Source organism: Streptomyces sp. NPDC048197 (assembly GCF_043202395.1).
Classification (GTDB): Bacteria; Actinomycetota; Actinomycetes; order Streptomycetales; family Streptomycetaceae; genus Streptomyces; species Streptomyces siderophoricus.
In genome coordinates, this window is record NZ_JBIDAJ010000008.1 from 44,830 (window position 1) to 68,955 (window position 24,126).

Annotated in this window: 26 protein-coding genes; 17 read left to right on the plus strand and 9 right to left on the minus strand. The window is 70.8% G+C overall.

Annotated features, from left to right (window positions below; all coding sequences use genetic code 11):
• Position 1: 1 nt before the first annotated feature.
• The 3 genes from ACGF4C_RS13485 (at position 2) to ACGF4C_RS13495 (ending at position 2,485) form a co-directional block, all read left to right on the plus strand.
• Positions 2–925, plus strand: coding sequence for an alpha/beta fold hydrolase (locus ACGF4C_RS13485; protein WP_393565961.1), 924 nt, complete (start codon positions 2–4; stop codon positions 923–925).
• A gap of 119 nt (positions 926–1,044) precedes the next feature.
• Positions 1,045–1,221, plus strand: coding sequence for a 50S ribosomal protein L32 (gene rpmF, locus ACGF4C_RS13490; RefSeq protein WP_393565963.1), 177 nt, complete (start codon positions 1,045–1,047; stop codon positions 1,219–1,221).
• Positions 1,222–1,282: 61 nt separating this feature from the next.
• Positions 1,283–2,485 carry a GTP-binding protein gene (locus ACGF4C_RS13495; RefSeq protein ID WP_393565965.1) on the plus strand — a complete coding sequence of 401 codons (1,203 nt, stop codon included), beginning with the start codon at positions 1,283–1,285 and terminating at the stop codon, positions 2,483–2,485.
• 263 nt (positions 2,486–2,748) lie between these two features.
• On the opposite strand, the gene ACGF4C_RS13500 is transcribed toward ACGF4C_RS13495, so the two are convergent.
• Both ACGF4C_RS13500 and ACGF4C_RS13505 read right to left on the minus strand, forming a co-directional pair.
• Complete coding sequence (locus tag ACGF4C_RS13500) at positions 2,749–3,078, minus strand: hypothetical protein (RefSeq protein WP_051822940.1); 330 nt, start codon at positions 3,076–3,078, stop codon at positions 2,749–2,751.
• 240 nt (positions 3,079–3,318) lie between these two features.
• Positions 3,319–3,801: a MarR family winged helix-turn-helix transcriptional regulator gene (locus ACGF4C_RS13505; protein ID WP_393565968.1), complete on the minus strand. Its 483-nt coding sequence runs from the start codon at positions 3,799–3,801 to the stop codon at positions 3,319–3,321.
• A gap of 112 nt (positions 3,802–3,913) precedes the next feature.
• On the opposite strand from ACGF4C_RS13505, the gene ACGF4C_RS13510 reads away from it, so the two are divergent.
• The 6 genes from ACGF4C_RS13510 (at position 3,914) to ACGF4C_RS13535 (ending at position 10,220) form a co-directional block, all read left to right on the plus strand.
• Positions 3,914–4,648: a dienelactone hydrolase family protein gene (locus tag ACGF4C_RS13510; protein ID WP_393566310.1), complete on the plus strand. Its 735-nt coding sequence runs from the start codon at positions 3,914–3,916 to the stop codon at positions 4,646–4,648.
• A 155-nt stretch (positions 4,649–4,803) separates the two neighbouring features.
• Entirely contained in the window at positions 4,804–6,465 is a 1,662-nt protein-coding gene (locus ACGF4C_RS13515; protein WP_393565970.1) for an alpha/beta hydrolase, read from the plus strand.
• A gap of 297 nt (positions 6,466–6,762) precedes the next feature.
• Positions 6,763–7,269, plus strand: a complete 507-nt coding sequence (locus tag ACGF4C_RS13520; protein ID WP_393565972.1) for a helix-turn-helix domain-containing protein — start codon at positions 6,763–6,765, stop codon at positions 7,267–7,269.
• A 5-nt stretch (positions 7,270–7,274) separates the two neighbouring features.
• Positions 7,275–7,841 carry an ImmA/IrrE family metallo-endopeptidase gene (locus tag ACGF4C_RS13525; protein WP_051822941.1) on the plus strand — a complete coding sequence of 189 codons (567 nt, stop codon included), beginning with the start codon at positions 7,275–7,277 and terminating at the stop codon, positions 7,839–7,841.
• A complete protein-coding gene (locus ACGF4C_RS13530; protein ID WP_393565974.1) occupies positions 7,834–9,024 on the plus strand; it encodes an MAB_1171c family putative transporter in 1,191 nt (396 codons plus the stop codon). The genes ACGF4C_RS13525 and ACGF4C_RS13530 overlap by 8 nt, the downstream gene beginning before the upstream one ends.
• Positions 9,021–10,220 carry a cytochrome P450 gene (locus tag ACGF4C_RS13535; protein WP_393565976.1) on the plus strand — a complete coding sequence of 400 codons (1,200 nt, stop codon included), beginning with the start codon at positions 9,021–9,023 and terminating at the stop codon, positions 10,218–10,220. The genes ACGF4C_RS13530 and ACGF4C_RS13535 overlap by 4 nt, the downstream gene beginning before the upstream one ends.
• A gap of 39 nt (positions 10,221–10,259) precedes the next feature.
• Here ACGF4C_RS13535 and ACGF4C_RS13540 read toward each other — a convergent pair whose 3' ends face one another.
• Positions 10,260–11,105 (minus strand): hypothetical protein, encoded by an 846-nt coding sequence (locus ACGF4C_RS13540; RefSeq protein WP_393565978.1) that lies wholly within the window; start codon positions 11,103–11,105, stop codon positions 10,260–10,262.
• Between the two features lie 442 nt (positions 11,106–11,547).
• Here ACGF4C_RS13540 and ACGF4C_RS13545 point away from each other — a divergent pair, with 442 nt between their 5' ends.
• Complete coding sequence (locus ACGF4C_RS13545; protein WP_393565979.1) at positions 11,548–12,234, plus strand: CBS domain-containing protein; 687 nt, start codon at positions 11,548–11,550, stop codon at positions 12,232–12,234.
• A gap of 47 nt (positions 12,235–12,281) precedes the next feature.
• Here ACGF4C_RS13545 and ppk2 read toward each other — a convergent pair whose 3' ends face one another.
• Positions 12,282–13,100 carry a polyphosphate kinase 2 gene (gene ppk2 / locus ACGF4C_RS13550; RefSeq protein WP_393565981.1) on the minus strand — a complete coding sequence of 273 codons (819 nt, stop codon included), beginning with the start codon at positions 13,098–13,100 and terminating at the stop codon, positions 12,282–12,284.
• Positions 13,101–13,318: 218 nt separating this feature from the next.
• On the opposite strand from ppk2, the gene ACGF4C_RS13555 reads away from it, so the two are divergent.
• Together ACGF4C_RS13555 and ACGF4C_RS13560 are read left to right on the plus strand one after the other, a co-directional pair.
• Positions 13,319–14,002 carry a CBS domain-containing protein gene (locus ACGF4C_RS13555; RefSeq protein ID WP_393565983.1) on the plus strand — a complete coding sequence of 228 codons (684 nt, stop codon included), beginning with the start codon at positions 13,319–13,321 and terminating at the stop codon, positions 14,000–14,002.
• Positions 13,999–14,616 (plus strand): CBS domain-containing protein, encoded by a 618-nt coding sequence (locus ACGF4C_RS13560; protein WP_393565985.1) that lies wholly within the window; start codon positions 13,999–14,001, stop codon positions 14,614–14,616. The genes ACGF4C_RS13555 and ACGF4C_RS13560 overlap by 4 nt, the downstream gene beginning before the upstream one ends.
• A gap of 45 nt (positions 14,617–14,661) precedes the next feature.
• Here the strand turns inward: ACGF4C_RS13560 and ACGF4C_RS13565 are convergent, their stop codons facing one another.
• Positions 14,662–15,237 carry a hypothetical protein gene (locus tag ACGF4C_RS13565; RefSeq protein WP_393565987.1) on the minus strand — a complete coding sequence of 192 codons (576 nt, stop codon included), beginning with the start codon at positions 15,235–15,237 and terminating at the stop codon, positions 14,662–14,664.
• A 195-nt stretch (positions 15,238–15,432) separates the two neighbouring features.
• Here ACGF4C_RS13565 and ACGF4C_RS13570 point away from each other — a divergent pair, with 195 nt between their 5' ends.
• Complete coding sequence (locus tag ACGF4C_RS13570) at positions 15,433–16,140, plus strand: response regulator (protein ID WP_393565989.1); 708 nt, start codon at positions 15,433–15,435, stop codon at positions 16,138–16,140.
• Positions 16,141–16,188: 48 nt separating this feature from the next.
• Here ACGF4C_RS13570 and ACGF4C_RS13575 read toward each other — a convergent pair whose 3' ends face one another.
• Positions 16,189–17,850, minus strand: coding sequence for a GAF domain-containing sensor histidine kinase (locus ACGF4C_RS13575; protein WP_393565991.1), 1,662 nt, complete (start codon positions 17,848–17,850; stop codon positions 16,189–16,191).
• 302 nt (positions 17,851–18,152) lie between these two features.
• Between ACGF4C_RS13575 and ACGF4C_RS13580 the strand changes: the two genes are divergently transcribed.
• A complete protein-coding gene (locus tag ACGF4C_RS13580; RefSeq protein ID WP_393565993.1) occupies positions 18,153–19,034 on the plus strand; it encodes a universal stress protein in 882 nt (293 codons plus the stop codon).
• A 44-nt stretch (positions 19,035–19,078) separates the two neighbouring features.
• Here the strand turns inward: ACGF4C_RS13580 and ACGF4C_RS13585 are convergent, their stop codons facing one another.
• Positions 19,079–19,933, minus strand: coding sequence for a universal stress protein (locus tag ACGF4C_RS13585; protein ID WP_393565994.1), 855 nt, complete (start codon positions 19,931–19,933; stop codon positions 19,079–19,081).
• Positions 19,934–20,235: 302 nt separating this feature from the next.
• Here ACGF4C_RS13585 and ACGF4C_RS13590 point away from each other — a divergent pair, with 302 nt between their 5' ends.
• A complete protein-coding gene (locus ACGF4C_RS13590; protein ID WP_393565995.1) occupies positions 20,236–20,697 on the plus strand; it encodes a Crp/Fnr family transcriptional regulator in 462 nt (153 codons plus the stop codon).
• Positions 20,698–20,744: 47 nt separating this feature from the next.
• Here the strand turns inward: ACGF4C_RS13590 and ACGF4C_RS13595 are convergent, their stop codons facing one another.
• Complete coding sequence (locus ACGF4C_RS13595; RefSeq protein ID WP_393565997.1) at positions 20,745–21,452, minus strand: CBS domain-containing protein; 708 nt, start codon at positions 21,450–21,452, stop codon at positions 20,745–20,747.
• 264 nt (positions 21,453–21,716) lie between these two features.
• On the opposite strand from ACGF4C_RS13595, the gene ACGF4C_RS13600 reads away from it, so the two are divergent.
• Positions 21,717–22,709 carry an Acg family FMN-binding oxidoreductase gene (locus ACGF4C_RS13600; RefSeq protein ID WP_393565999.1) on the plus strand — a complete coding sequence of 331 codons (993 nt, stop codon included), beginning with the start codon at positions 21,717–21,719 and terminating at the stop codon, positions 22,707–22,709.
• Positions 22,710–22,785: 76 nt separating this feature from the next.
• Here ACGF4C_RS13600 and ACGF4C_RS13605 read toward each other — a convergent pair whose 3' ends face one another.
• The gene (locus ACGF4C_RS13605; protein ID WP_393566001.1) at positions 22,786–23,301 is read right to left on the minus strand and encodes a GNAT family N-acetyltransferase; all 516 of its coding nucleotides are present in this window, start codon (positions 23,299–23,301) and stop codon (positions 22,786–22,788) included.
• 214 nt (positions 23,302–23,515) lie between these two features.
• Here ACGF4C_RS13605 and ACGF4C_RS13610 point away from each other — a divergent pair, with 214 nt between their 5' ends.
• Complete coding sequence (locus tag ACGF4C_RS13610; protein ID WP_393566002.1) at positions 23,516–24,076, plus strand: DinB family protein; 561 nt, start codon at positions 23,516–23,518, stop codon at positions 24,074–24,076.
• Positions 24,077–24,126: the final 50 nt, after the last annotated feature.

Below are 24,126 nucleotides of genomic sequence, written 5' to 3' on the forward strand. Positions count from 1 at the left end.
GATGCCGCGCTTCGCGCACAACGGCGAGATCCAGATCGCCTTCGAAGACCTGGGCGGCGCGGGCGGTGACCCGCTGCTGCTGGTCATGGGCCTGGGGGCCTCACGGTTCTGGTGGCCGGACGGCTTGGTGGCCGAACTGGTCGGCCGCGGTTTCCATGTCGTGGCCTACGACCAGCGCGACGCGGGCGAATCCAGTCACCTGCCCAACCGGCGCGTCGGCCCGCCGGTCAAGGCCCTGCTGCACCGCAAGGCTCCGGCCTACGGCGCCGAGGACCTCACCGACGACGCGGTCGCCGTCCTCGACGCCCTCGGCTGGGAAGGCGCCCACCTCTTCGGCCACTCGATGGGCGGGCTCGTCGCGCAGCGCACCGCGATCCGCCACCCGAAGCGCGTACTCAGCCTGGCCACCTCCTCGGCGGTCCCCAGTGACGCGAAGGGCCTGAGCGTCCTGCGTTACCTGCGCCTGGCATGCCTGCCCCGCTTCGCCCGGCTCCATTACCCCCGGACACCTCAGGGCGACCTGGACCTGGCCGTGGCCCTCGCCCGCATCCTGGCCGCGACCGACCAGCACATCGACGAGCACGATGTGCGCGAGTTCGTGGACAAGGAAGCAGCGCACCAGGTCGCCGGCTTCCGCGACCAGGCGGCACAGAGCCGCCAGATCGGCGCGAAGTGGCAGGGCGGCCGGCTCGCCCGGATCGCCGCGCCGACTCTCGTCCTGCACGGCGAGAGCGACCCGCTCCTGCGTGTGGCGGCGGCGCGCGACATCGCCGCGGCCATCCCCGGAGCCCGCCTGCGCACCCTGCCTGGAGTCGGCCACTTCCTCGCCCGCGATGTCTGGGCCACCTACGCCGGCGAACTGCGCGCGCTCGCCGACCGCGCCGCCGACGGGCAACCGCGGACCAACGGGGGCCCAGGCAGGTGACCGGCGGCCGCCGCCCGAACCGCTCCTCCGGGTCCAACGGAACGGGCGGAGTTTTTGCACACGACATTCGTTTTCAGGTAGCTTCGGTGCTCCACTTCGCCTCCCGGAAGGTTTCCACCGTGGCCGTACCCAAGCGCAAGACGTCCCGCAGCAACACCCGCCACCGCCGCGCGCAGTGGAAGGCGAGCACTCCGGAGCTCGCCCCGATCCACGTCGACGGCGTCGAGTACCAGGTGCCCCGACGACTCGTGCGCGCCTACGAACGTGGGCTGTTGCCGCTCCCCGAGAAGAACTGACGGCCGTCCGCCCTCGTCGCCCAACCCCAACCTCGCTCCGTACGAACAAGGAAGCCGGACCGTGTCAGCACCCGTCGTCCCGTCCCACCGCCGTCTGCCCGTCACCGTGCTGTCCGGATTCCTCGGCGCGGGCAAGACCACGCTGCTCAATCACGTCCTCCACAACCGCGCGGGACTGCGCGTGGCGGTCATCGTGAACGACATGAGCGAGGTCAACATCGATGCGGCGCTGGTACGGGGCGGGGGAGCGGCACTGTCCCGCACCGAGGAGCGGCTGGTGGAGATGACCAACGGCTGCATCTGCTGCACGCTGCGGGACGACCTGCTGGCGGAGGTGGAGCGGCTTGCCCGCGCGGGCCGGTTCGACCACCTGCTCATCGAGTCCAGCGGGATTTCCGAGCCCATGCCGGTGGCCGCCACGTTCTCCTTCGTGCGCGACGACGGTGCGATGCTCGCGGACATCGCGGCCCTGGACACCATGGTCACCGTCGTGGACGCGGCCAACTTCCTTCCCGAGCTGGCGCACGGCGACGAACTGGCGGAGCGGGGCCTCGACCAGTACGAGGACGATGAGCGCACGGTCAGCGATCTGCTGATGGACCAGGTCGAGTTCGCCGATGTCATCGTTCTCAACAAGCTCGATCTGGTTGCTGGTCCGGAAGCCGAGCGGCTGCGAGCCACGCTGTCCCGGTTGAACCCCGCCGCCGAGATCGTGCCCGTCAGTCACGGGCGGATCGACCCGACCCGCGTTCTCGGGACCGGACGCTTCGACGTGGAGAAGGCTCAGCAGGCCCCGGGCTGGGTCGCCGAACTCAACGGTGACCACGTCCCGGAGACGGAGGAGTACGGCATCTCCAGCCTGGTGTTCCGCTCCGCTCGCCCGTTCCATCCCGACCGACTGTGGCGATTCGTCACCGAAGACCTGGACGGCGGTGCCTACGGCGACATCCTGCGTTCCAAGGGCTTCTTCCGGCTCGCCACCCGGCCCGCGGTCACCGGGCTGTGGTCCCACGCCGGCGTCGTCGCACGCTTCGAGCCGGCCGGTGTCCGCGGTGGGGATCAGCAGGCGCAGGAGCTGGTGTTCATCGGCACCGGCCTGCGCAAAGAGGCTCTGGCCGAACGGCTCACCGCCTGCCTGCTCAAGGACGGCGAATCCGCCGGTCGGCTCTGCGACCCGTTCCCGTCCTGGGAGACGTACGGCATCGACGACGCCTGTGGGCACGAGCACGGCGGTGACGCCCGGGACGGTGCCCGGACGGCGTAGCAGCGCGCAGGTCCGTATACGTGGGCGGTGCGCCGGACGGGCGGTGATCGTCCGTCCGGCGCACCGTTTCGCGCGCCATGACGAGGCAGGTGTCGATGTCCTCGCCGGTGTGGCTGAGGGCCCCGGCCAGGCTCCGGCCCCGGGTGGCGTCCGCTTCAGGAAGGGAAGACCGTCGATCACGCCGTGGTGATTCTTTCGACGCTCACCCCTGCACCACCGGAACGGAGCCGCACACGGCCCGGCCGTGGACCGTCGGACAGGACCTAGCGGCCGCCGCGGCCTCTTCCGCGGCCGCCCAGGTCATTGATCAAGTCGCCGGAGATGGTGCTGCCGTCGAGGCGCTGGTGGAAGTCGAAGCGGGAGTAGCGCCTGTGGGCGTCGGTGAACCTTTCGTTGTCGATGAACAGGAACGTGCGGCAGTCGTTGCGGCTCGGGAAGAGCAGACTGAACGACGGGGCGCCGCACTGGCGATGACCCAGCCCGAACGGGTCGTACGCTGACCGCCCGCCTTCAGCACTCGCCGCGCCGACTGCCGACAACACCAGCGCGCCCGCGCCAAGAGCCACCGAAACGATCCGACCGATTTTTCTCACGGTGCTGTTTCCTCCTGTGCTCGTCCCGATCTTGTGTCGGGTTCGTCGCGGTAACGACCACGTCTCCTGAAGATCACGCAGTGCTACTCCATCCAGCCCGCGGCTGAGCGGGCGAGATCGTTACCAGGCCCTGACGGCCTCCCTCGCGCGCGGGTTCTCCGTGGCGTGGCCGGGTGGGCGCTGACCTGCGCGGATCATGGCCCGCTGTGGGCCGGCCGGGTGGAGACCGGTCCGCCGGGTCTACGAGGTCCGGGAGTGGTGGTCCAGCAGGCGGGTGAGCAGCTGCACGAACTGGTCGCGTTCGGCCGGGGTCAGCGGCGCGAGCAGTTCGTCGTGGAGGTCGTCCAGGACCTTGTCGAGGCGGCGCAGATGACGGCGGCCCCGGGCGGAGATCGTGATGATGTTGCGGCGCTGGTCGTCGGGGTCCGGCGCCCGCTCGACGAGGTGACGCTCGGTCAGTTCGTTGAGCACGCTGACCAGGTCGCTGCGGTAGATGCCGCTGCGCCGGCTCAGCGTCGCTTGGCTGCCGGGTCCGCACTCCTGCAGCGAGGCGAGCACGGCGTAGTGCCACTTGCGGGCGTCGGCCCGGGCCAGCCCTTCGTTGATCAGTCGGTCCGACCGAGTGGTCAGCTGCGACAGCAGTCGGCTCGCCCGTCGACGCAGTCTGTCGGGCGTCCGGGGCGCGCCGTCGTCGGGCCTGTCCACGGCTTCGGCTCTGGTCATGGCGCCCATCGTATCCATTGCGTTAGTCCCACTAACGAGGTACGTTCGCTCGTGCCAACTTCGTTAGTGGTACTAACGTTTGTTGAGCGAACTCCCGGAAGGAAGATTCGTCATTCCCACCAAGACAGTGCAGATTTCCACCCCTGACGGTCAGGCCGACGCTTTCGCCGCCTTCCCTGACGGTGCTGAGCGGCACCCAGGGGTGCTGATGTACGCGGACGGCTTCGGCATCCGGCCCGTGGTACGGGAGCTGGCCCGCGAACTGGCCGGGCACGGGTACTACGTGCTCGTCCCCCACTTCTTCTACCGGCACGGCCCGGCGCCCGTGGTCGAGCTTCCCGCGTACATCGGAGAAGCGGCCCGGTCCGCGCTCGTCACCCAGCTGATGCCCCTGCTCCAGGCGCACACCACCGAACGTGTCCTGAGTGACGCCGAGGCCTACCTCAGCTTCCTCACCGCCCAGCCCGAGGTCGGTGCCGGGCCGGTCGCGGTGACCGGCTACTGCATAGGCGCCCTGTTGGCGATGCGCACCGCCGCGGCCCACCCCGGCCAGGTGGCCGCCCTCGCGGGATTCCACGGCCCTGTGGGCGCCGACGGGCCCGACAGCTTCTCCAAGCTCACCGCGCAGGTCCACTTCGGCCACGCCGAAACCGACCTGACGGCCGAGGACCTCGGCGAGCTCAACCAAGCCCTGGACGCCGCAGGCGTCGACCACACCTCCGAGATCTACCCCGGCACGGTCCACGGCTTCACCATGTCCGACACCGACGCTTTCAGCGCCTCCGGGCTGAAGCGCCACTGGGACTGCCTGCTTCCCCTCCTGGAGCGCACCCTGGCCGACGGCTGAGGCTCGCTCTTGTCATGCCCCCGGACTGGGCCGTCCGGGGGCGCTGACGCGCACCCGCTGCTGAATCGTAGTGTCGTGGACACGGGCGCGTGTCGGGATTCGGGGCCCGGTGGTCTCGGGCGCTCCGCCATGGAGAAGGACGGACGGAGATGGCCATGCCCCTCATACCCCGGTTCGTAGCACGCCGCCGACACGGTGTTGTTGCCCTGGCCGCGTTGGTGACCTGCTCGAACGTACTGATCGGACCGGGCCTCACCGCAGCCGACGGAATGCCCACGCCTTCGGTGCCCGCCCCGCAGCTGGACTGGAGTCCCTGTGTGCGCGGCAGCGAGTTCGACTGTGCGACCGCGCAGGTGCCCCTGGCCTACGGCCACCCAGATGGCCGAGCCGTCGAGCTGGCGGTCATCAAACGGAAGGCAACCGGCCCCGGACGGCGCATCGGCACTCTGTTCTTCAACCCCGGCGGCCCCGGCGGGCCCGGGACGGTGCAGATGCCACAGAACTACCTGGCCTTCCCGCGCGAGGTGCGGGAGCGGTTCGACATCGTCAGCTGGGACCCCCGCGGGGTCGGCAACAGCACTGCCGTGAACTGCTTCGCCAGTCCCCGCGAAGCCGCCGACTGGAGGGCGAGCAAGGCCGCGGGCTTCCCGGTGGGCGAGAAGGAGCGGACGGCCTTCATCGCCGCGTACAAGGACCTGGCCCGGCGCTGTCAGCGGCGTGACCCCGAGCTCCTGCGCCATGTGTCGACCGCCGACACCGCTCGCGACCTCGACCAGCTCCGCCGAGCCGTGGGGGAGTCCCAACTCACCTACCTGGGCACCTCCTACGGCACGATCCTGGGCGCCACCTACGCCAACCTCTTCCCCGGCAAGGTCCGCGCCATGGTCCTCGACAGCAACATCGACCCACCGGCCTGGACCCATGACGCCTCCGCCCAGGCACCCCGACTCACCACCTTCCTGCGCATGGGCTCGGACCGCAGCGCGGCGGCAACCCTGGACCAGTTCCTCACCCTGTGCGGATCCGCCACCACCAGTCACTGCCCCTTCTCCGCCGGTGGCCCGAAGGCGACCCGGGACAAGTTCGACCAGCTGATGCGGCGGCTGCGGAAGCGTCCCGTGGGCAGGTGGACCTACGCGGGCACGGTCGGCGACGTGGTGAACAGCCTCTACGTCGTTCATCCCGGATGGACAGAGCTCGCCGGGAGACTGCAGGACCTGTGGCAAGGCCGCGTCCCAAGGCGGTCCCCCCTCCCACCCGCACCACCGGTCCCGCACCCGAATCCCTACCTGGGCGAGGAACAGGCCGCGGCGGTGGTGTGCGCCGAGAGCCCCAACCCGCGCGACCCCGACGCCTATCCCGCCCTGGAGGAGGCAAGCGCCGCCCGTGCCGGCTACGCCGGACGCTTCTGGACGTGGGCCACCGCGGGGTGTGCCCCCTGGCCCGCCGTAGCGGCGAACCGCTATCGCGGCCCGTGGAACAGGCCGACGGCGCACCCGGTCCTGCTGGTCGGCACCACCTACGACCCCGCCACCCCGTACCAGGACGCACAGGCCATGGCCAAGGAACTGGCCCACGCCCGCCTGCTCACCCACCACGGATACGGGCACACCGCACTGGTCAACCCCAGCAGTTGCGTCAAGGCCCATGAAAGTCGCTACTTGATCGACAGCCTCCTCCCGCCGGCCGGAACGACCTGCCGACCGGACACCCCGCCCTTCTTCCGCTCCGCGCGCAAGCCCGTCGGCGGCGTCGCCACCGGTGGCGGCGGAATGCTGCGCTTCGTACGGATGGGCCGAGGAGCCGACCCGACGTAGGAGCCGCCCGGCCGGATCGGCCAGTGGGGAGGCGGGCCACGGAGTTTTTCAGCCAGGCCTCCCTATCTTCGAGCGACTTTCAGCCACGCCCCAGCTGGCTTTCCGCCAAACCGTAGGTGTGCTGCCCGGGAAGCACCCTGGGAGGCGCTCCACCGGCGCGCGCTCGCGCGCAGCAGGCAGCGCCGGTTCGTGCACGCTCGTCCTCCGCGACCGCCTTCGGAGCTCGGCGCCCCCTGCGGAGGGCACTTTCGGTACGTGTCACCCTGTAGCGCAGGTGTTGTCGGAGGGGGATGAGGGTTGGATCACCAAGAGTTCGCCAATTCAGCAGATGTGTCGGCCGGTCTCGACGAGACCATGCAGGCCACGAAGACCGCCATTGCCCGAAGGCTGCGGTACATCCGCCAGCAGCATCCCGAGGGTCCCTTCACCATGGCCGGGTTGGCGGAACGTGCCGGGATCTCCAAGCGGACGCTGGCGTCGGCGGAGTCCGTGGACGGGACGAATCTGACCGTCGAGACCCTCGTCAAAGTCGCGCACAGTCTCGGGATTTCCCGCGTGGGCTACTTCCTGGACGACCAGGTCTTCGACCAGGTCAACTCGGAACTGGAGTGGCTGAAGAAGATGCGCAGCCAGCGGGTGGAGAGCGTCGCCCTGCGGCAGTCGGCGCCTGTGGGGCCGCCGGCCGGTTCCTCCCTGAACGAGCTGAGCCACCTCATCACGCATCTGGTCAGCACCGCCGAGGCGGCCCGCGCGACCCTTGAGGACCTGCCCAGACAAGACCTCCCTGACGACACCCAGTCGTGATAGTGATGCGCTGGCGACGCAAGGGCGGGGACCTGCAGGCGATATGGCTGCGTGAGCAGTGCGAACGACGGGTCGACGCGCTGGGGCTGCCCACCGGCAAGAAGCTGTCGGTCGATGCGTTGTGCGAGCACCTCAGCCAGCTCTCCGGGCGTCCCATCCAGCTCATGCCCTTCCCCCTGCCACTGGGAAGCCCGGACGGCCTGTGGGTCTCCGCGGCAGGGGCGGAGTACGTCATCTACGAGCAGCGGCTCGCCCCGGTCCACCAGCAGCAGGTCGTCCTCCACGAACTGGGACACCTCATCTGCGACCACGAAGCCACCCCCGTGCTCACCCCCGAGGCATCCCGGCTCCTCCTTCCCTCGCTCGATCCCGACCTGATCCGGCGGACGCTCGGACGGGAGCACTCGCAGTCCTCGGCCGAGGTGGAGGCCGAGTACATCGGCACGCTGATCGGCCGCCGCATCGGCACCTGGACGACGGAGCAGGTCCGGCCGGTCCCCCCTGAAATGCAAGAACTCGCCGCCCGGCTCAGTGCGCTGGACAACCCCGCCTTCCGAGGGAGCAATGAATAGCGTTCTCTATCCCCTGTGCGCCGCAATAGCCTTGCTGGCACTCCTCTACAAGCTCCGCGTGCTGCGCACCGACCGTTCCGTCACCCAGGTCGCCCTCGTCGGCAACTTCTTCTTCCTGTCCCTCACGTACACCGTCTCCACACCCGTCGTATGGGTGGCGACGAGCCAGGCCGTGGGCGTCGTCAACTTCTCCGGCCTCCTGACGCAGAGCTGCGTCATTCTGCTGACCGCCTGCCAGCAGGTCGTCCTGCTGCACCTGAGTCATGAAGCCCCCACCGCCTGGCGCAAGGCGAGGCCGCGCCTGATCGCGCTCGCACTGGTCCTGGCCGGCATGGTGGCCCTGTTCGTCGCGGCCACCAGCCGGGGCGAGAAGCCCGACGACTTCGCCATCGACAGTGCCCAGTACTACCCCGCCTACCTCACCATCTATCTGCTGGCGTACGCGGCGAACCAAGTGGACGTCGGCGTGCTGGGCTGGCGCTACGCGAAGATCGCCCCGCATCCCTGGATGCGCCGCGGGCTGTATCTCATCGCGGCGACCCTGCCCTTCGCGCTCATCTACACCGGCTGCCGTGCGGCGGACGTCGTTGCCGCACAGTTCGGCGTGAGCGGGCAGGCATGGGAACCGCTCGCCCAGGTCGCCGTCACGATCGCCACCCTCACCAAAACACTGGGCTGGGTCCTCCCCGACTGGGGCCGCAGCCTCAGCGACCTCTGGCAGCGGATCGACGACCGCCGGGCCTACCGCGACCTGGCACCCCTGCACGGGGAGGTCACCGGACACGTGCCCGAGCCCGTTCTGCACCTGGAGCCCGACACGGATCTGCGCACCCGTCTCTACCGCCGGCTCGTCGAGATCCGCGACGCCCAGTGGGCCCTTCGCACCTGGACCCCCGCCGCCGTCGCCGAAACCGCGGAGCAGCGCGGCCGATCAGCCGGCCTGGCCGACACCGACCTGGCGGCCACGATCGAAGCCGCACAGCTCAAGGCCGCCCTGCAGGCCCGGGCCGCACAACGGCAGCCGGTCCCGCACACCCTCTCGCCGCGGGTGGCGGAACCGGAAGACCTGGCCGCGGAACTGGCCTTCCAACGCAAGATGGCCCGGGCGTTCGCGACGTCCCCCGTCGTCGCCGCCGTGGCCGCAGACTTCGTGCCCGGCCCGTCCGTCCAGGAGAAATCATGACCCGGCAGATCCCGTCGCCGGCCCTCAGCCAGCCGTTCGACCAGGACTTCTTCAACGATCCGTATCCCGTCTACGCACGGCTGCGGGCCCAGGGCCCGGTGCACCGGGTCGCGCTTCCCGACGGCTCCGCCGCCTGGCTGGTCACCCGCGAACGCGATGTGCGGGCGGCCCTGACCGATCTGCGGCTGTCGGTGAACAAGGCCCACTCCACCACCGGCTACCAGGGCTTCGCCCTGCCGGCCGCCCTGGACCGCAATCTGCTCAACATCGACCCGGACGACCATCTGCGCCTGCGCCGCCTGGTCTCCAAGGGCTTCACGCCGCGTCAGGTCGAACGGCTGCGGGAGCGGGTTGCCGCCGCCGCGGAAGACCTCGCCGACCACCTCGCGGCGTTGGGGCAGTCCGACCTGGTCAGCGAGTTCGCCAACCCGCTTCCCCTCGTCGTCATCGGTGACCTGCTGGATGTGCCGCCCGCCGACCGCCGCCCGTTCTCCGAGTGGGTCAGCGCGATGTTCGCCCCCCAGTACCCCGGCCACACCGCCGAATCCATCGACCGTATCCACCACTTCCTGCTCGACCTCATCGCCACCCGACGCGCGCACCCGGGCGACGATCTGCTCTCCGCGCTGATCGACGCCCGCGACGACGGCGACCGGCTCAGCGAGGACGAGCTGGTCTCACTGGCCTTCCTCATCCTCATGGCCGGCAGCGAGAACGCCCAACACCTCATCAGCAGCGGCCTGTTGGCACTGCTGCGGCACCCCGAACAGCTGGCGCTGCTGCGTTCCCGGCCGGACCTGATGCCCGGGGCGGTCGAGGAGATCCTCCGCTTCGCCCACCCCAACCAGATGGCCATCCGCCGTTTTCCCACCGAGCCGATCGAGATCGGCGGCGTGCCCATCCCTCGCGGCGAGACGGTGCTGCTCTGCCTCGCCTCCGCCAACCGCGACCCGGACCGCTATGGCGAGCCGGACCGCTTCGACATCCGCCGCGCGGACGTGGCACACCTCGCCCTCGGCCACGGACTCCACTACTGCCTGGGAGCCGCCCTGGCCCGGCTGGAGATCGGCACCGCCCTGGCCACTCTCCTCCGGCGGTTCCCGGACGTGCAACTCGCCGTGCCCGCCGACTCGTTGGAGTGGCGGGCCTCGTTCAGGTCACATGCGCTCAGGCAACTGCCCGTACGCGTCGGGTGAAGTGGTGGCCGCCCTCCCCGGCCGTCGCGGATCGAGTCGTCAGTAGCCCGGCGTCTCGTCGTACGCGGAGCGGAACCCGGCGCAGGCCACCACGGTCGAGGACAGGTCGAGGCTCTCGTACGACAGGTACTGCATGGATCGGCGAATGATCCGTTCGGCTTCCTTGCGGGCGGACCCGAGTCTGCTGCGCCAGACCAACTCCTCGGCGATCCCGTACGCCCAGGCGCCGAACCATGCCGCCTGCGGTGCGCACTGCAGCACCAGTGCGCTGCTGTAGGTGTCGTACGCCCGCAGGAGCTGGGAGGAGAGGGCGGCGTCCGGGTGTGGGGCGTGCGGGCGCTCGTGTAACGGCGGGACATGCTGCCCGTCGAGGAAGCGGGCGACCCGGGAGTACAGCAACTCGACCCCCTCCGCCACCTGTTGGACGCTGCCCCCGCTCGGAGCCGACTCCTCCCAGAGGTCTTCGAGCGGATCCCGGGCCCCGAGCGAAGCCTGCAGGACGGGAGGGTGGTCCGCGCAGCCGTCGGCCGGCGGCAGGCAGAGCTGTCCCTCCGTCAGGTACTCACAGGTCTCCGCATCATCGCCGGCGAGCTCTTCCCGTGCCGCGGCATCGTGGACGACGTGCTCGTGGCGCAGCTGGGACCAGGTGGCTCGCGGGGCGCTCGGGCCGGTGAGTCGGCGCCAGACGGGGTTGATGTCCCAGGAGTAGCCCGTCACCCGCTCCACGTGTCCTGAGGCGCGGGTGGCGAACACGGCGAACCGGCCGGTGAAGTCGTCCTGTACCTGGGTGTAGAGGCTCTCTCCGACCTGCCAGGCCCCTCCCAGGCGGAACGGAACGGGCTGTGCGCCGGCTGCTGTTCTTCCGGAGGCGGGGGGAAGGAGCACGTGGAGCGTCCGGCTGACCGGTTGGTGTGCCGGGGACACGAGGAAAGGGAGCCGCTGGCGTGAGCTCCTGGAGAGCGAACTGTTCCGGTCAGTGCCCATGCCGGCTCCTTGGCGCGGGACGGCACGGTGTCTCACCGGTGGACGGAGTAGCGGCACGAGCGATGACGAACAATGGTCAACCCCCTCTGGCCCACTTACAGGGCCTCTGCGGCGAGACGATAGGCACACACGCACCGCGGTGCAACTTGCTGCCGACCGGGTGCAATGAATTGCAACACCGTGACGTGTCTGCGCGGCGCGGGAGTTGGGCCCCGCGGCCCCCGCAGCCGGCCGAACGGCAGCGGAAAGGGCCGGACGGCCCCTGTCCCGGGAGGGCCGTGCTTCGAAGGCTGGAGGTGTCATGGCGGTCCTGGGCCGTCGGTCCGGTTACCGAGGAGGCATCATGCTGAACGCTCCGCACATCGTCAGTGACGTGATGACCGAGACCGTGGCCGCGGTCGACCGCCAGGCGCGGTTCAAGGAGATCGTGGAGACCATGGAACGGTGGAAGGTCAGCGCCCTTCCCGTCCTCGCGGGGGAGGGGCGGGTGGTCGGGGTGGTCTCCGAGGCCGATCTGCTGCCGAAGGAGGAGTTCCGTGAGTCGGACCCGGAACGGCTGGCGCAGCTACGGCGGGTCGACGACGTCCGGCGGGCGGAAGCGGTGACCGCGGAAGAGCTGATGACCACCCCCGCGCTGACCGTTTCGGCCAATGCCACGTTGTCCCAGGCCGCGCGGATCATGGCGCGCGGGGCCGTCAAACGGCTTCCGGTGGTGGACGGGCACGGCGTGCTGCGCGGCATCGTCAGCCGCGCCGACCTGCTGAAGGTCTTTCTGCGTTCCGACGAGGAGCTGGCGGAGGAGGTCCGCCGGAACGTCCTGAGCGAGCTGTTCGCGCCACCGGCCCAAGGCCTGCAGGTCGAGGTCGCCGACGGCGTCGTCACCCTCAGGGGCCGGGTCCGCGACACCTCTCTCATCCCGGTGATCGCACGCCTGGTGCGGTCGGTCGAAGGGGTGGTGGACGTGGCGTTCGACGTGACCGGGCCGGCGTCCGTGCGGCCCGATGCGCGGGCCGGGGAACGACGGATCTGACCGCGCAGGGCAGGGACGGCGGATCGGCAACAGGTGGGGCCGAGCCGTCAGTCCAGCCCGGCCGCATGATCGGGGACGTAGTGCTGCAGGTCGCGGGGTGGCCGTTGGTAGCCGGTGTTCGGCGGCCGTGGCGGAAGGTCGAGCTCCGGCGGGGAGACGTGGTGGTAGGGCACCGTGGACAGCAGGTGGGCGATCATGTTCAGCCGGGCCCGGTGCTTGTCGTCGCTCTCGACGACGTACCACGGCGCCTCGGCGATGTCCGTGTGCACGAACATCTCGTCCTTGGCCCGTGAGTACTCCTCCCAGCGGGTCAGCGACTCCAGATCCATGGCGGACAGCTTCCAGCGCCGCGTGGGGTCCTTCAGCCGCCGCCGGAACCGTTGCTCCTGGACCTCGTCGCTGACCGAGAACCAGTACTTCCGCAGCAGGATCCCGTCCTCCACCAGCATCCGCTCGAAGACCGGGCACTGCCGAAGGAACCGCTGGTGCTCGGCGGGCGTGCAGAAGCCCATGACCCGCTCGACGCCGGCGCGGTTGTACCAACTGCGGTCGAAGAGCACGATCTCGCCGGCTGCGGGCAGGTGCTCCGTATAGCGCTGGAAGTACCACTGGGTGCGTTCGCGTTCGGTGGGCCTGGGCAGTGCCACGATCCGCGCGACCCGCGGGTTGAGGTACTGGGTGACCCGCTTGATGGCGCTTCCCTTGCCGGCCGCATCGCGTCCCTCGAAGACCACGACGAGCCGGGCACCCTCGTGACGCACCCACTCCTGCAGCGCCACCAGCTCGGTCTGCAGCCGGTACAGCTCCCGCTCGTAGACCGCCCGGGGCAGTTTGGCGCGGTCCTTGTCACCTCGCTCCTTCGCCATGAGACGACGGTACGAGGAAACGTCGCTTCCCGGCTCGGGCAGGTGGACTGAACGGAGCCGGGACATCCGGCTCGGGGCGCGGCACGGGGCGTGGCGCATCCGGGATCGGCCGGCCGGCACGGTGGGGGCCGGACGGCCCCTGCCCGGCGCGGGCGGACCGCAGCAGGCTGGAGGTGTGACCACGGCCGTGCTTCTGCGGTCCGTATCGAGGAGGCGTCATGGAGCACTCTCCGCACACCGTCAGCGATGTCATGACGCAGGCCGTGGTGGCCGTCGGGCAGGAGGCACGGTTCAAGGAGATCGTCGAGACCATGGAGCGGTGGAAGGTCAGCGCGCTGCCCGTGCTGGCCGGGGAAGGGCGGGTGATCGGCGTTGTCTCCGAGGCCGACCTGTTGCCGAAGGAAGAGTTCCGGGGCAGCGCGCCCAGCCGTCTCGAACAGGCCCGGCGGTTGGACGATGTGCGCAAGGCCGGCGGTGTGACGGCCCGGGACCTGATGAGTGCTCCCGCCCTGACGGTGCACCCCGGCGACACGCTCGCCCAGGCGGCTCGGACGATGGCGCACAAGTCGGTGAAGCGGCTTCCCGTGGTCGACGGTGAGGGGTTGCTGCAGGGCATCGTGAGCCGTTCCGACCTGCTGAAGGTCTTCCTGCGTTCGGACGAGGAACTGGCGGCGGAGGTACGTGCCGACGTCATCGACCGGCTGTTCTCGGCCGCCGCCGCGGACGTGGAAACCGTGGTCACCGATGGTGTGGTCACGCTCCGGGGGAGTTCCGCCGTGGCCTCGCTGCTGCCCGTCGCGGCCCGGTTGGTGCGGGCGGTGGAGGGCGTCGTGGACGTGACGCTGGAGGTCACGGCCATGACTCCGGCCCCGACGGAGCCGCCCGCGGCGGGGCCGAGATGAAGCAGCGACGGGTCGGCAGCGTGATGACGGACGACGTCGTCAGCGCGCGGCGGGACACCTTGACCGAGGACATCGCGCGGTGGCTGGCGGAGTACGACATCAACGGGCTGCCCGTGGTCGATGCCGAGGACCGGGTGATCGGCGTCATCTCCGGGACGGACCTGGCGCGCGGGCGGGGCTCGGGAGCCGGCGCCGGCAGGCTCACCGCCGGCGCGGTGATGTCCGCTCCCGCCCGTACGGTCCGCGCCGACGACTCCGTCGTCCGTGCGGCCCGCCTCATGTGTGCGTGCGGCGTCGAACGGCTCCCCGTGGTGGACGAGGAGGCCCGCCTGGTGGGCATGGTCACCCGGCGGGACGTGCTGCAGATCTTCGCCCGGCAGGATGCCGACATCCGCCAGGAGGTGATCGACCAGATCGTGGTGCGGGCGCTGTGGTTGGGGCGGCAGAGCATGGACGTCGTGGTCCACGACGGGGTGGTGACCCTCAGCGGGCACCTGGAGAGCAGTGGCGCGGTGGCCGTCGCGGTGCAGATGACCCGGCAGGTCGACGGGGTCACCGCGGTGGTCAATCGTTTGACCTCGGCGCGGGAGGCGCCGTACCGCCGGCCTGGGTAGTAGCTCGGCGAACGCTCCGCAGAACCGCCGGCACCCGGCCGTGGCTCAGGGCTGCCGGTGCCGTCCCTGGGCGTCTGTTTCCGCCCAGTCCTTCTCCCACTGGGTGTAACGCCGGTGGTTCAGCAGGACGACTCCGGCCTTGTCCGCGCCGATCAGCAGCAAACCGGTGGTGGACGCGGCCACGATCCCGACCGCGATGCTCTGGACGACGGCGTCTTCGGGAGTGACCGGGTCCGTCAGCAGGGACCCGTGCCGGTCGACCCGTGCGGTGGTCCGGTCGCCGGCCCGCAGGCCGGGCTGCACGGCCGTCACTCCGGTCCGCACCGTGCCGTCCCGTGCCGTCCACCGCACCGTGGCATGAACCCGGCCGGCGGCGCCGCCCGGGGAATCCACACCGATGACCGTGGGGGCGTCCTCCGTGAGGACTGCGGACACCGGCACCGACGCGTGGCTCTCCTGCTCCGCCGCACGGCTCACGACACCGGCGGCCACCACCCCGCCGGCCGGGGCCAGCACCGCGATCAGCGCCCCTGTGATCAGCAGCAGCCAGGACTCCGCCACGTCCGTGCCGCGCTTGAGCGGGTTACGCAGCCACAACCACCGGATCTTCGTCAGAGGCATGGCACACCTCTCTCGCCTTGCCCTCCGAGCGTGGCACACCCGGTGCGCGCGGGCGAGGGCCGAACGGACTTATCGGGAGACGCGTGGGGAATCACCGGTGGACGGGAGGGACCGCCCGGGCCTGGCGCCGCCCTCGGGCGTGATTCACGATGGGGGTAGGCGGCGTCGGCCCGTACCACCAGCCCGGAGGACGCCATGAGCGAGGCAGCCGGCTTCTCACCTCAGCGACCGATCCGTGTGTTCCTCGTGGACGATCACGAGGTGGTCCGCCGTGGCGTCGAGGACCTGCTGGATGCCGAACCGGACATCGAGGTGGTGGGCGACGCGGGGTCCGCGAACCATGCGCTGGCCCGCGGACCCGCGCTGCGGCCGGACGTGGCGGTGCTCGACGTGCGGCTGCCGGACGGTGACGGGGTGTCCGTCTGCCGGGAGCTGCGCTCGCGCATGCCGGGTCTGGCCTGTCTGATGCTCACCTCGTTCGACGACGACGAGGCGCTGCTGGACGCGATCATGGCCGGTGCGGCCGGGTACGTCCTGAAGGAGATCAAGGGTGCGGACCTCGTCGCCGCGGTGCGCACGATCGCCTCCGGACGCTCGATGCTCGACCCGGCGACGACCGCGCGGCTGATGAGCACGCTGCGGGGCGAGGAGGCCGAAGAGCAGTCCGAAGCCGGTGCGCTGGCGAGCCTCTCTCCCCGGGAGACGGAGATCCTCGGCCTGATCGGCGAAGGTCTGACGAATCGTCAGATCGGCAAGCGGCTCTACCTTTCGGAGAAGACCGTCAAGAACCACATCTCCCGCATGCTTGCCAAGCTCGGCGTGGAGCGGCGCATCCAGGCGGCCGTGCTCGCCACCCAGGTCGCCCCCGCCCCGGACCGGGCGTCCGGCCGGCAGCACGGCTGAGGCGGCACGGCCGGGACACGCGAGGCGGCCGAGGCGTGCGGGAGCGCGTCACCCGGCGGGCACCGGCACTCGCCACACCAGTCGGGTGCCACCCCCCACCGGTGTCTCGACGCCCATCGCGCCCCCCAGACTCTCGGCCCGCTCGGCCAGGTTGCGCAGACCGCTGCGTCGGCCGCCCGCCGGGATGCCCACCCCGTCGTCCTGGACGGTCAGGGTCAGCGTCCGGTCATGGAGGACCAGGGACACCGCCACAGCACCGGCGTGCGCATGCCGCGCGGTATTGCTCAACCCCTCGTCGAGCACGGCCAGTACCTGCTCGGAGATCTCCGCAGGCACCTCGGTGTCCAGGAGGCCTTCCATACGGAGCGACGGCGCGAAGCCCAGTGCCTGCCCGGCCCGTTCCACGGCGCTGACCGTGCGGGCCCGCAGGCCGTGGGAGACACGGGCGGACTCGTGGGCGCGGAGCCCGAAGATGGTGGAACGAATGATCTTGATGGTCTCGTCCAGATCGTCGACCGCCCGCATCAGCCGCTCACCGGCCTCCGGATGATCGACGAAACGCAGCGTGCTCTGCAGCGTCATGCCCGTGGCGAAGAGGCGCTGGATGGCCAGATCGTGCAGGTCGCGGGCGATGCGTTCATGGTCCTTCAGCAGCGCCAGCTGTTCGGCGGCCCGGCGCTGGTCGGCCATCTCCATGGCGAGGGCTGCCTGGCCCGCGAACGTCAGGAGCGGTGCGGTCTCCGGCTCGGTGAACGGATCGCGGCCGCGGATCCGGGCCAGCAGCAGCGCGCCCCGCACCCGGTCGCCGGTGATCATCGGCACGGCGATCGCGGGCCCCAGACCGCTCCAGCGGGGCGGACCGGCCGTGATCCTCCGGTCATGCTCGACATCGAGGCTGGTCAGCGGGCGTCCGGTGCGGAGCGCCGTACCGACGAAGGAGCCGTCGAGGGGGAGGACCAGACCGCGATGGGCATCGGCCTCCACACCGACGGCGAGTGCGACGCTCACGTGGTCGTCGTCGACCGGCAGGGCCAGCGCGCCGAGATCCGCCGCGAGAATGCGCACGGCGTGGCCGAGGATCATTTCGAGGACGTCGTTCTCACCAGGCCCGGGCAGAAGACCGGCGACGATCTCACTGTTCGCCTCCAGCCACTGCCCCCGGTAGCGGACCTCGTCGTACAGACGGGCGTGATCGATGGCCACACCGGCCGCCACGGCCAGCGTCGCGAGCACCGTCTCGTCCGCGACGTCGAAGGGGCGGCCGCCGCGCTTCTCGGTGAGGTAGAGATTGCCGAACACCTCCTCGCCGACCCGGATCGGCACCCCGAGGAAGGAGTGCATCGGCGGGTGGCCCGGCGGGAGTCCGTACGACGCGGGATGGTCGGCGAGCTCCGTCAGGCGCAGCGGCGTGGGGTGGCGGATCAGCTCACCCAGAATTCCGTGCCCCTCCGGAAAATGACCGATCGCCTCGGCCTGCGCGTCGGGGATCCCGACGGTCAGGAACTGGGCGATCCGGGTGTCCTCGCCGATCACCCCGAGTGCCCCGTACTCGGCGTCCACGAGGACGACCGCGACCTCGACGATGCGGCGCAGCACCTGCGACAGCTCCAGCCTGCCGCCCACGGACATGACCGCTTCCAGCAGCAGATGCGGCGACCGGTCCGAGGTGGCTTCGATCGCCCGGAGCCGCTCCTGCAGATCGTGGGGCAACGCACCCAGGCTGAGGTGCGCCCCGTCGCCTCGGTCAGGCCTCTCGCCAGCCACGATGTCCTCCGCGGTGGCCGCCCCGGCATCCGCGGCCACACCTTCTACGGTAGTGACCGCGGCGGGACGAGCACGTTCGTGCCGGGCGTATGCGGCGCCGGACCGGTCGGACGGCGCGGTGGTGGGCCGTTCGGCCTCCTGACGGCACCCTTCGGCTCATTGCCGGCCGGGAGAGCATTCAGCAGGCTCGACACGTGGGACGGGTGCATCGCGACCCGTACCCCCTCCTCGCTGGAAGAAGGACAGCCATGGAGCCGGAAGTGATCACGGTGGGGCTCGACGGCTCCCCGGAGAGTCTGGCAGCGGCACAGTGGGCAGCTGACGAAGCGGACCGGCGGCGCTGCGTGCTGCGACTCCTCCATGCCTGGGTCCTGCTGGCCGCCGAAGCACCCGACACGCCTCCCGATCGCGACCAGAACGCCGGCGCCCGGGGGATCGTGCGCCGGGCACGGGAAGAGGTGCAGGACCGCCACCCCCACGTCCAGGTCATCGAGGACCTGGTCGGTTCGGAGCCGTTGCCGGCGCTGCTGTACGCGGCGAACGATTCGCGGATGGTCGTGCTCGGGACCCGTGCCCTGACGGCATGGGAGAGCTATGTGCTCGGCGATGTCAGCCTGGACGTCGTGGGCCAGGCCGATCGGCCGGTCGTGCTCGTCCGCGGGGGCTGGTCCACCGAGGCACCGCGCTCCGAGGGACACGTCGCGGAGCCGCGCATCGTCGTAGGGGTGAGCCTGAACGGGCCCTGCGACCCCCTCCTCGACTTCGCCTTCGACACCGCGGCGAGCCGCGGCCTGCCCCTGCAGGCCGTGCACGGACGTGCGCTTCCGGCAACCGCCTACGTGCCGTGGGGGATCGAACCGGAGGTGGCGGAGGAAATCGCCAAGGAGGCGGACGGTGAGCTGAGGGAGGCGATCCGCCCCTGGCGGGAGCGCTTCCCCGACGTACCGGTGCGCCTGACCGTGCTGCCGGAGAACCCGACCCGGGCCATGGTGCAGACGGTCCCGGGCGCCGAGCTCCTGGTCGTCGGCCGGAGGAGGAACCATCCGCGCTTCGCACCCCGGGTCGGCCCGGTCGCGCACGCCGCGATGCACCACGCCACCTGTCCGGTGGCAGTGGTCCCCCACGACTGAGGGGCCTTCGGCCCCGGCCCGTAACGGCGCGTCCGGGCGGCCGTTCAGATCCGCGGCACGACCGCCACGGGGCAGCGGGAATGGTGCAGCACGGCGAACACGACGGGTCCGAGCAGCATCGGCGTCCGCTGCACGCGCCGCCCCACGACCAGCAGACTCGCCCGGGAACAGGACTCCAGCAGGACCGGGGTGATCCGGCCTCGTTGCAGGTGTGCCACGACGTCGACATCGGGGAACTTCGCCCGCCAGGGCGCCAGAACCTCGGCGAGCTTCCGCTCCTCCGCTGCCGCGAGTTCCGCTTCGTCCACCGGAGGCACGGTGGTGGGCACGCACTCCACCACCGGTGGCTCCCAGGCCCGCACGGCACGCAGGCGCGTGTGATGGGCTTCGGCGGCAACGAACGCGAACTCCAGGACCGCCTCGCCCCGCGAGCCGGCTTCCTGGACGCCGACCACGACTTCGGGCCGCTCGTAGGCGGCGCTCTCCTCCTCGCGCACGGTCACCACCGGGCACTGTGCGCGCCCCAGGACATGCAGGCTGACCGAACCGAGCAGGAAGCCGGCGATCGCGCCGTGCCCGCGCGATCCGAGCACCATCATCGTGGCCAGACCACTGCGGTCCACCAACGCCTCGACCGCGTGCTCCGAGACCTGCTCGGTCGTCACCGCCACGTCCGGATGCAGCTCGTGCGCCATGGCTTCGGCCGCTCCGAGCACCTCGTGCCCGAAGCGCTGCCGGTCCGTGGCCGCGAGGGCGCCGGGGACGTCCAGCGGCTGCGAGACCCAGGAATGGAGGAGGTGCAGCGGAAGGCCCCGGGCCGCCGCCTCCGCGGCACCCCAGCGCACGGCCGGCACGCTGTTCCCGGTGCCGTCCAGACCTACGACAACAGACCCGCCCATGACGTACCTCCGCGCACCCAGGGCCCGGATACCGGCTTCCTCGTTCCAGCATCGCCGCAGCCCGGAACGGATCCCATGGGCCGAGTGGGCCCGGACGGGGGCCGGGTGGCGGTGCGGGCCCGGCTCCCGTCCGGCGGCCCGTCGCCGGGCGGCCAGGGGCGCCGCGAACTGGGCTGTTCGGCCCACCGGCCCGCGCCGAACAGCCCCTGCCCGGAACACCGTCCGCGTGCGCACGCTGAAGGTTGACCGACTTGCGGAAGGCCGGCCCGCACGCCGCCGGCCGGAAACCGGGAGCAACCGTCATGACCACGGAGCCACTGCTCACAGCGCTGCCGGCCGAAGGGCGGGAACGCCTGATGCGATTCGCCCATGAAGTGTCGTTCCCGGCAGGGGAGCGGATCTTCGACGAGCACGGACTCGCCGACCGGTTCTGGATCATCCGAACCGGCTCGGTGAACCTGGACGTCCACATCGCGCCCGGCCCCCCGACGGTCGTCGACATGCTCGGGCACGGCGACCTGGTCGGCTGGTCCTGGCTGGTCCCGCCGTACACCTGGCGCATGGGCGCGGAGGCGGCCACCCCGGTACGCGCCTACGAGTTCGACGCCACGGCAGTGCGTGCGCTGTGCGAGGCGGACCGGGATCTCGGCCTGGCAGTGACCCGCCGGGTCCTCGGCGTGCTCGCACGCCGCCTCCAGGCCACCCGGCACCGGCTGGCCGACATGTGCGCGCCGGGGGCGACCACCATGCCGGCCCCGCCGTGAGCGGTCTGGTCCGGCCTACGCCCGAGACGCTTCACGCCCGAGACGCTTCATGCCTGGGTCGAACTCCGTCCGATGGGCGAGCTCCGTCCGACGGATCCGGCCGGACCGGCGGCCATGGCCGGCCGCAGGTCCTCGGAGACCGCGACGACGCCGTCGACGCCGGCGCACATGCGCACGAGCACGGGGACCAGCAGCGGCTCGTCCACCGAACCGTGCAGCGCGACCTGACCCCGGGCCACTTCGGCGGTCACTCCCGAGGCACCGAGGCGTGCGGTGCGTCCGATGACCTCATGAGTGATCTCGTCCTCGATGGCCTTGTCCTTGCGCAGGAAGACGCGCAGGAGGTCGCTTCGGCTGACGATGCCCAGCAGCACATCCGCCTCGTCGACCACGGGGAGACGCTTGACGTTCTGGACCTCCATCAACCGTGCCGCCTCCACCACCGTCCATTCCGGGTGCGCGCACACGGCCGGCGCGGACATCAGCTCACCGGCGGTGCGCCCCTCGGCCCGGGCCCGCTCCCACGCCTCCAGATGGGGCACGGGCGTCCTGCCGGAGAGGTCCGACCGGTCGGCCGCCTTCCGCAACAGATCGGCCTCCGACACGATGCCGGCCGGTCGGCCGAGGGCGTCGAGGACCGGTACGGCGCTCACCGCGTGGTCGGCGAGGACCTGCGCGATGTCCTTGAACGGCGTATCGAGCTGCACGCTGACGACCTTCCTCGTCATGAGCTCGCCTATCGTGCGGTGTTCCATCTCCGGCTCCTTCCGCCCGGGCGGCCCCGACGTGGCATGCACTTCGCCGGCTGCTGGTCCCGCTGCTGGTTCGGCTGCTGCTCCAGCCTGGCCGCAGCGGACCGGCCGGGGGATGAGCCGATCGGCCCCCGAGCGGTGGCCGGCAGGCCCGAAAAGGCCCGGGTGGCCCACGGACAGGGCCCTACGGCCCCTGACGCGGGCCCGGCCGCACCGGCGACGCTGAAGAGGTTCAGCGATCCACCCTGCCGGTTCGGGAGGCACCCGGTGTTCACCAAGATCCTCGACGACACCCTGGTCACGAGCCTGGTCGCCGACGCGGTCACCGCGCCGTCCATGCACAACGCCCAGCCGTGGCGCTTCCGCTACGCCCGCCACAGCCGCACGTTCACCCTCTCCGCCGACCTGGACCGCGCGATACCGCAGGCCGATCCGACAACCCGCGGCATGCACCTGGGCTGCGGAGCGGCGCTGCTGAACCTGCGGGTGGCTGCGGCCCATGCCGGCCACCGCACCTGGACCACGCTGCTGCCCGACCCGGACAGCCCGGCACTGCTGGCGACCGTGCGCCTGGACGACCCGCACGGCCACGCCGACGAAGCCCTCCCCGACCTCCACCCGGCGATCCGCGAACGCCACACCAGCCGCTACCCGTTCACCGAGCGGCAGATCCCGGAGAGCGTCCGCACCGCCCTGACCGAGGCCGCGGCCCGGGAAGGCGCACAGCTGAGCTTCCTCACCGCCGCGCACCGCGAGACCGTACTGGACCTGATCAAGCACGCCGAGGGCTACAACCGCATGGACGACGCCCGGGACGCCGAACAACACGGCTGGACCCGCGACACCGGCACCGGACCGTCCGCCGACGACGGCATCCCGGCCTACGCCTTCGGCCCGCGCAAACGCGCCGGCGACACTCCCGTCCGGGACTTCGCCGGCCGGCACGCCGTGCCCGACCGTGGCTACGCCGACTTCGAGAAGAGCCCCCAACTGGCCTCGCTCAGCACCGCCGGAGACGGCCCCGCCGACTGGCTGCGCGCCGGCCAGGCACTCGAACGCGTACTGCTCGTGGCCACCTCCGAGGGAGTCGCCGGTTCGTTCGCGACGCAGCCCGTCGAATGGCCCGACCTGCGTTGGATCCTGCGCGACCCGGTCACGGGCTCCGGGTACGTCCACATGCTCCTCCGCCTGGGCTACGGCCCACAGGGACCCCGCACCCCGCGCCGCCCGGTGGACCAGGTATTGACCATCGCACCGTGAACCAGGCGCGCATCGCCGCTGTGCTGCCTTGACGCATCGTGAAGGCCTGCGGATTGGGTGGTGAGGTAGTCGCCCGCTACTCCTGCCGGCGCAACCATCGGATCTCGCCCTCGTGCCATGCGTCGGTGGGCGTGAGCCCGGCTGCGGTGGCGACGGCGGTTGATGCCTGATGGTCGGGGTGGATGTGGGCGATGACGGCCTGCACGGGCTGGTGGCCGAGCCAGTCGACGAGTCCTCGGGCTGCTTCGGTGGCGATGCCTCTTCCCTGCCACGGGGTCCCCACCACCCAGGCGATCTCGGCGAGGGAGCCGTGCCCGGAGGGACCGACCGTCGCCTGGACCGTGCCCGTCAGGCAGTCCTCGTCACGCAGCCGGATCACCCAGTTGAGCCAGGAGACGGCCGGATCGGGTGAGCCCGCGGTCATCCGCCGGTAGCGCGAGCGCAGGGCTTGTGGGGTGTCCGGGGAGCCGCCGATGAAGGTGTGCAGCACCGGATCCGACAGTACCGCTGCCATCTCTTCGGCGTGCTCGACGCGAAGGGGCAGCAGGTCCAGCCGCGCGGTGCGGATGACCCGGGCGGTGAGAGTGCTCATGCCGCGCCCACCTCCAAACCCTTGCCCCAAAGTCCCTCTCCCCGATGCATTCAATCACCGGCAGCAGGGCGGTTGTTGCTCTGTGATGCGGCCGCTGTTGTCGTGCGGGGGCCTTTGATCGGCGTGTCAGCCGCGGCTGGTAACTATGCGTGTACATCGGGGAGTTGCTCATTAATCGCTTGCCCGTCGGAGCACAGCTCAGGACCATGAACCGGTGAGCGACGTACCCGAGCGGTGGAGCAGGGCCAGCGTCTACCCCGATATGTGGGCAGACCCCGACGAGGACCCGCGCAACAGTGGCGGAGCCAGCCCGGACGGTGAGTTGGCGACGCTGCAGGACTTCCTGAGCGGCTACCGACTGGCCCTCCGGATGAAGTGCGAGGGTTTGGAACCGGCCCAACTGGCGTGCCGCTCGGTGCCGCCGTCGACCATGTCCTTGCTGGGACTGGTCCGCCATCTTGCCGAGGTGGAGCGGGACTGGCGCAACTGGATCCTGCCCGGCGACCCGGCCCCGAAGCTGTACGGGGCGGATGACGGCGACTTCGAGGGAGCCGTTGCGGAACAGGAACTGGTCGAGGGCGCATTCGCCGATCTCGCCCGCGAACAGGCGGCAACCGATGCGGTGCTGGACGGGTACCCGGATCTGGGTGCGCGGGTGGGACGCGACGGTAACTCCGTCCGGGAGCTGTTGGTCCACCGGATCGAGGAGTACGCCCGCCACTGTGGGCACGCCGATCTGCTGCGCGAACGCATCGACGGCCGGGTGGGGCAATAGCGCACTCCTCCCACAGCTCCTTCCGGTCGCCTTGACCGCACACCCGCGGT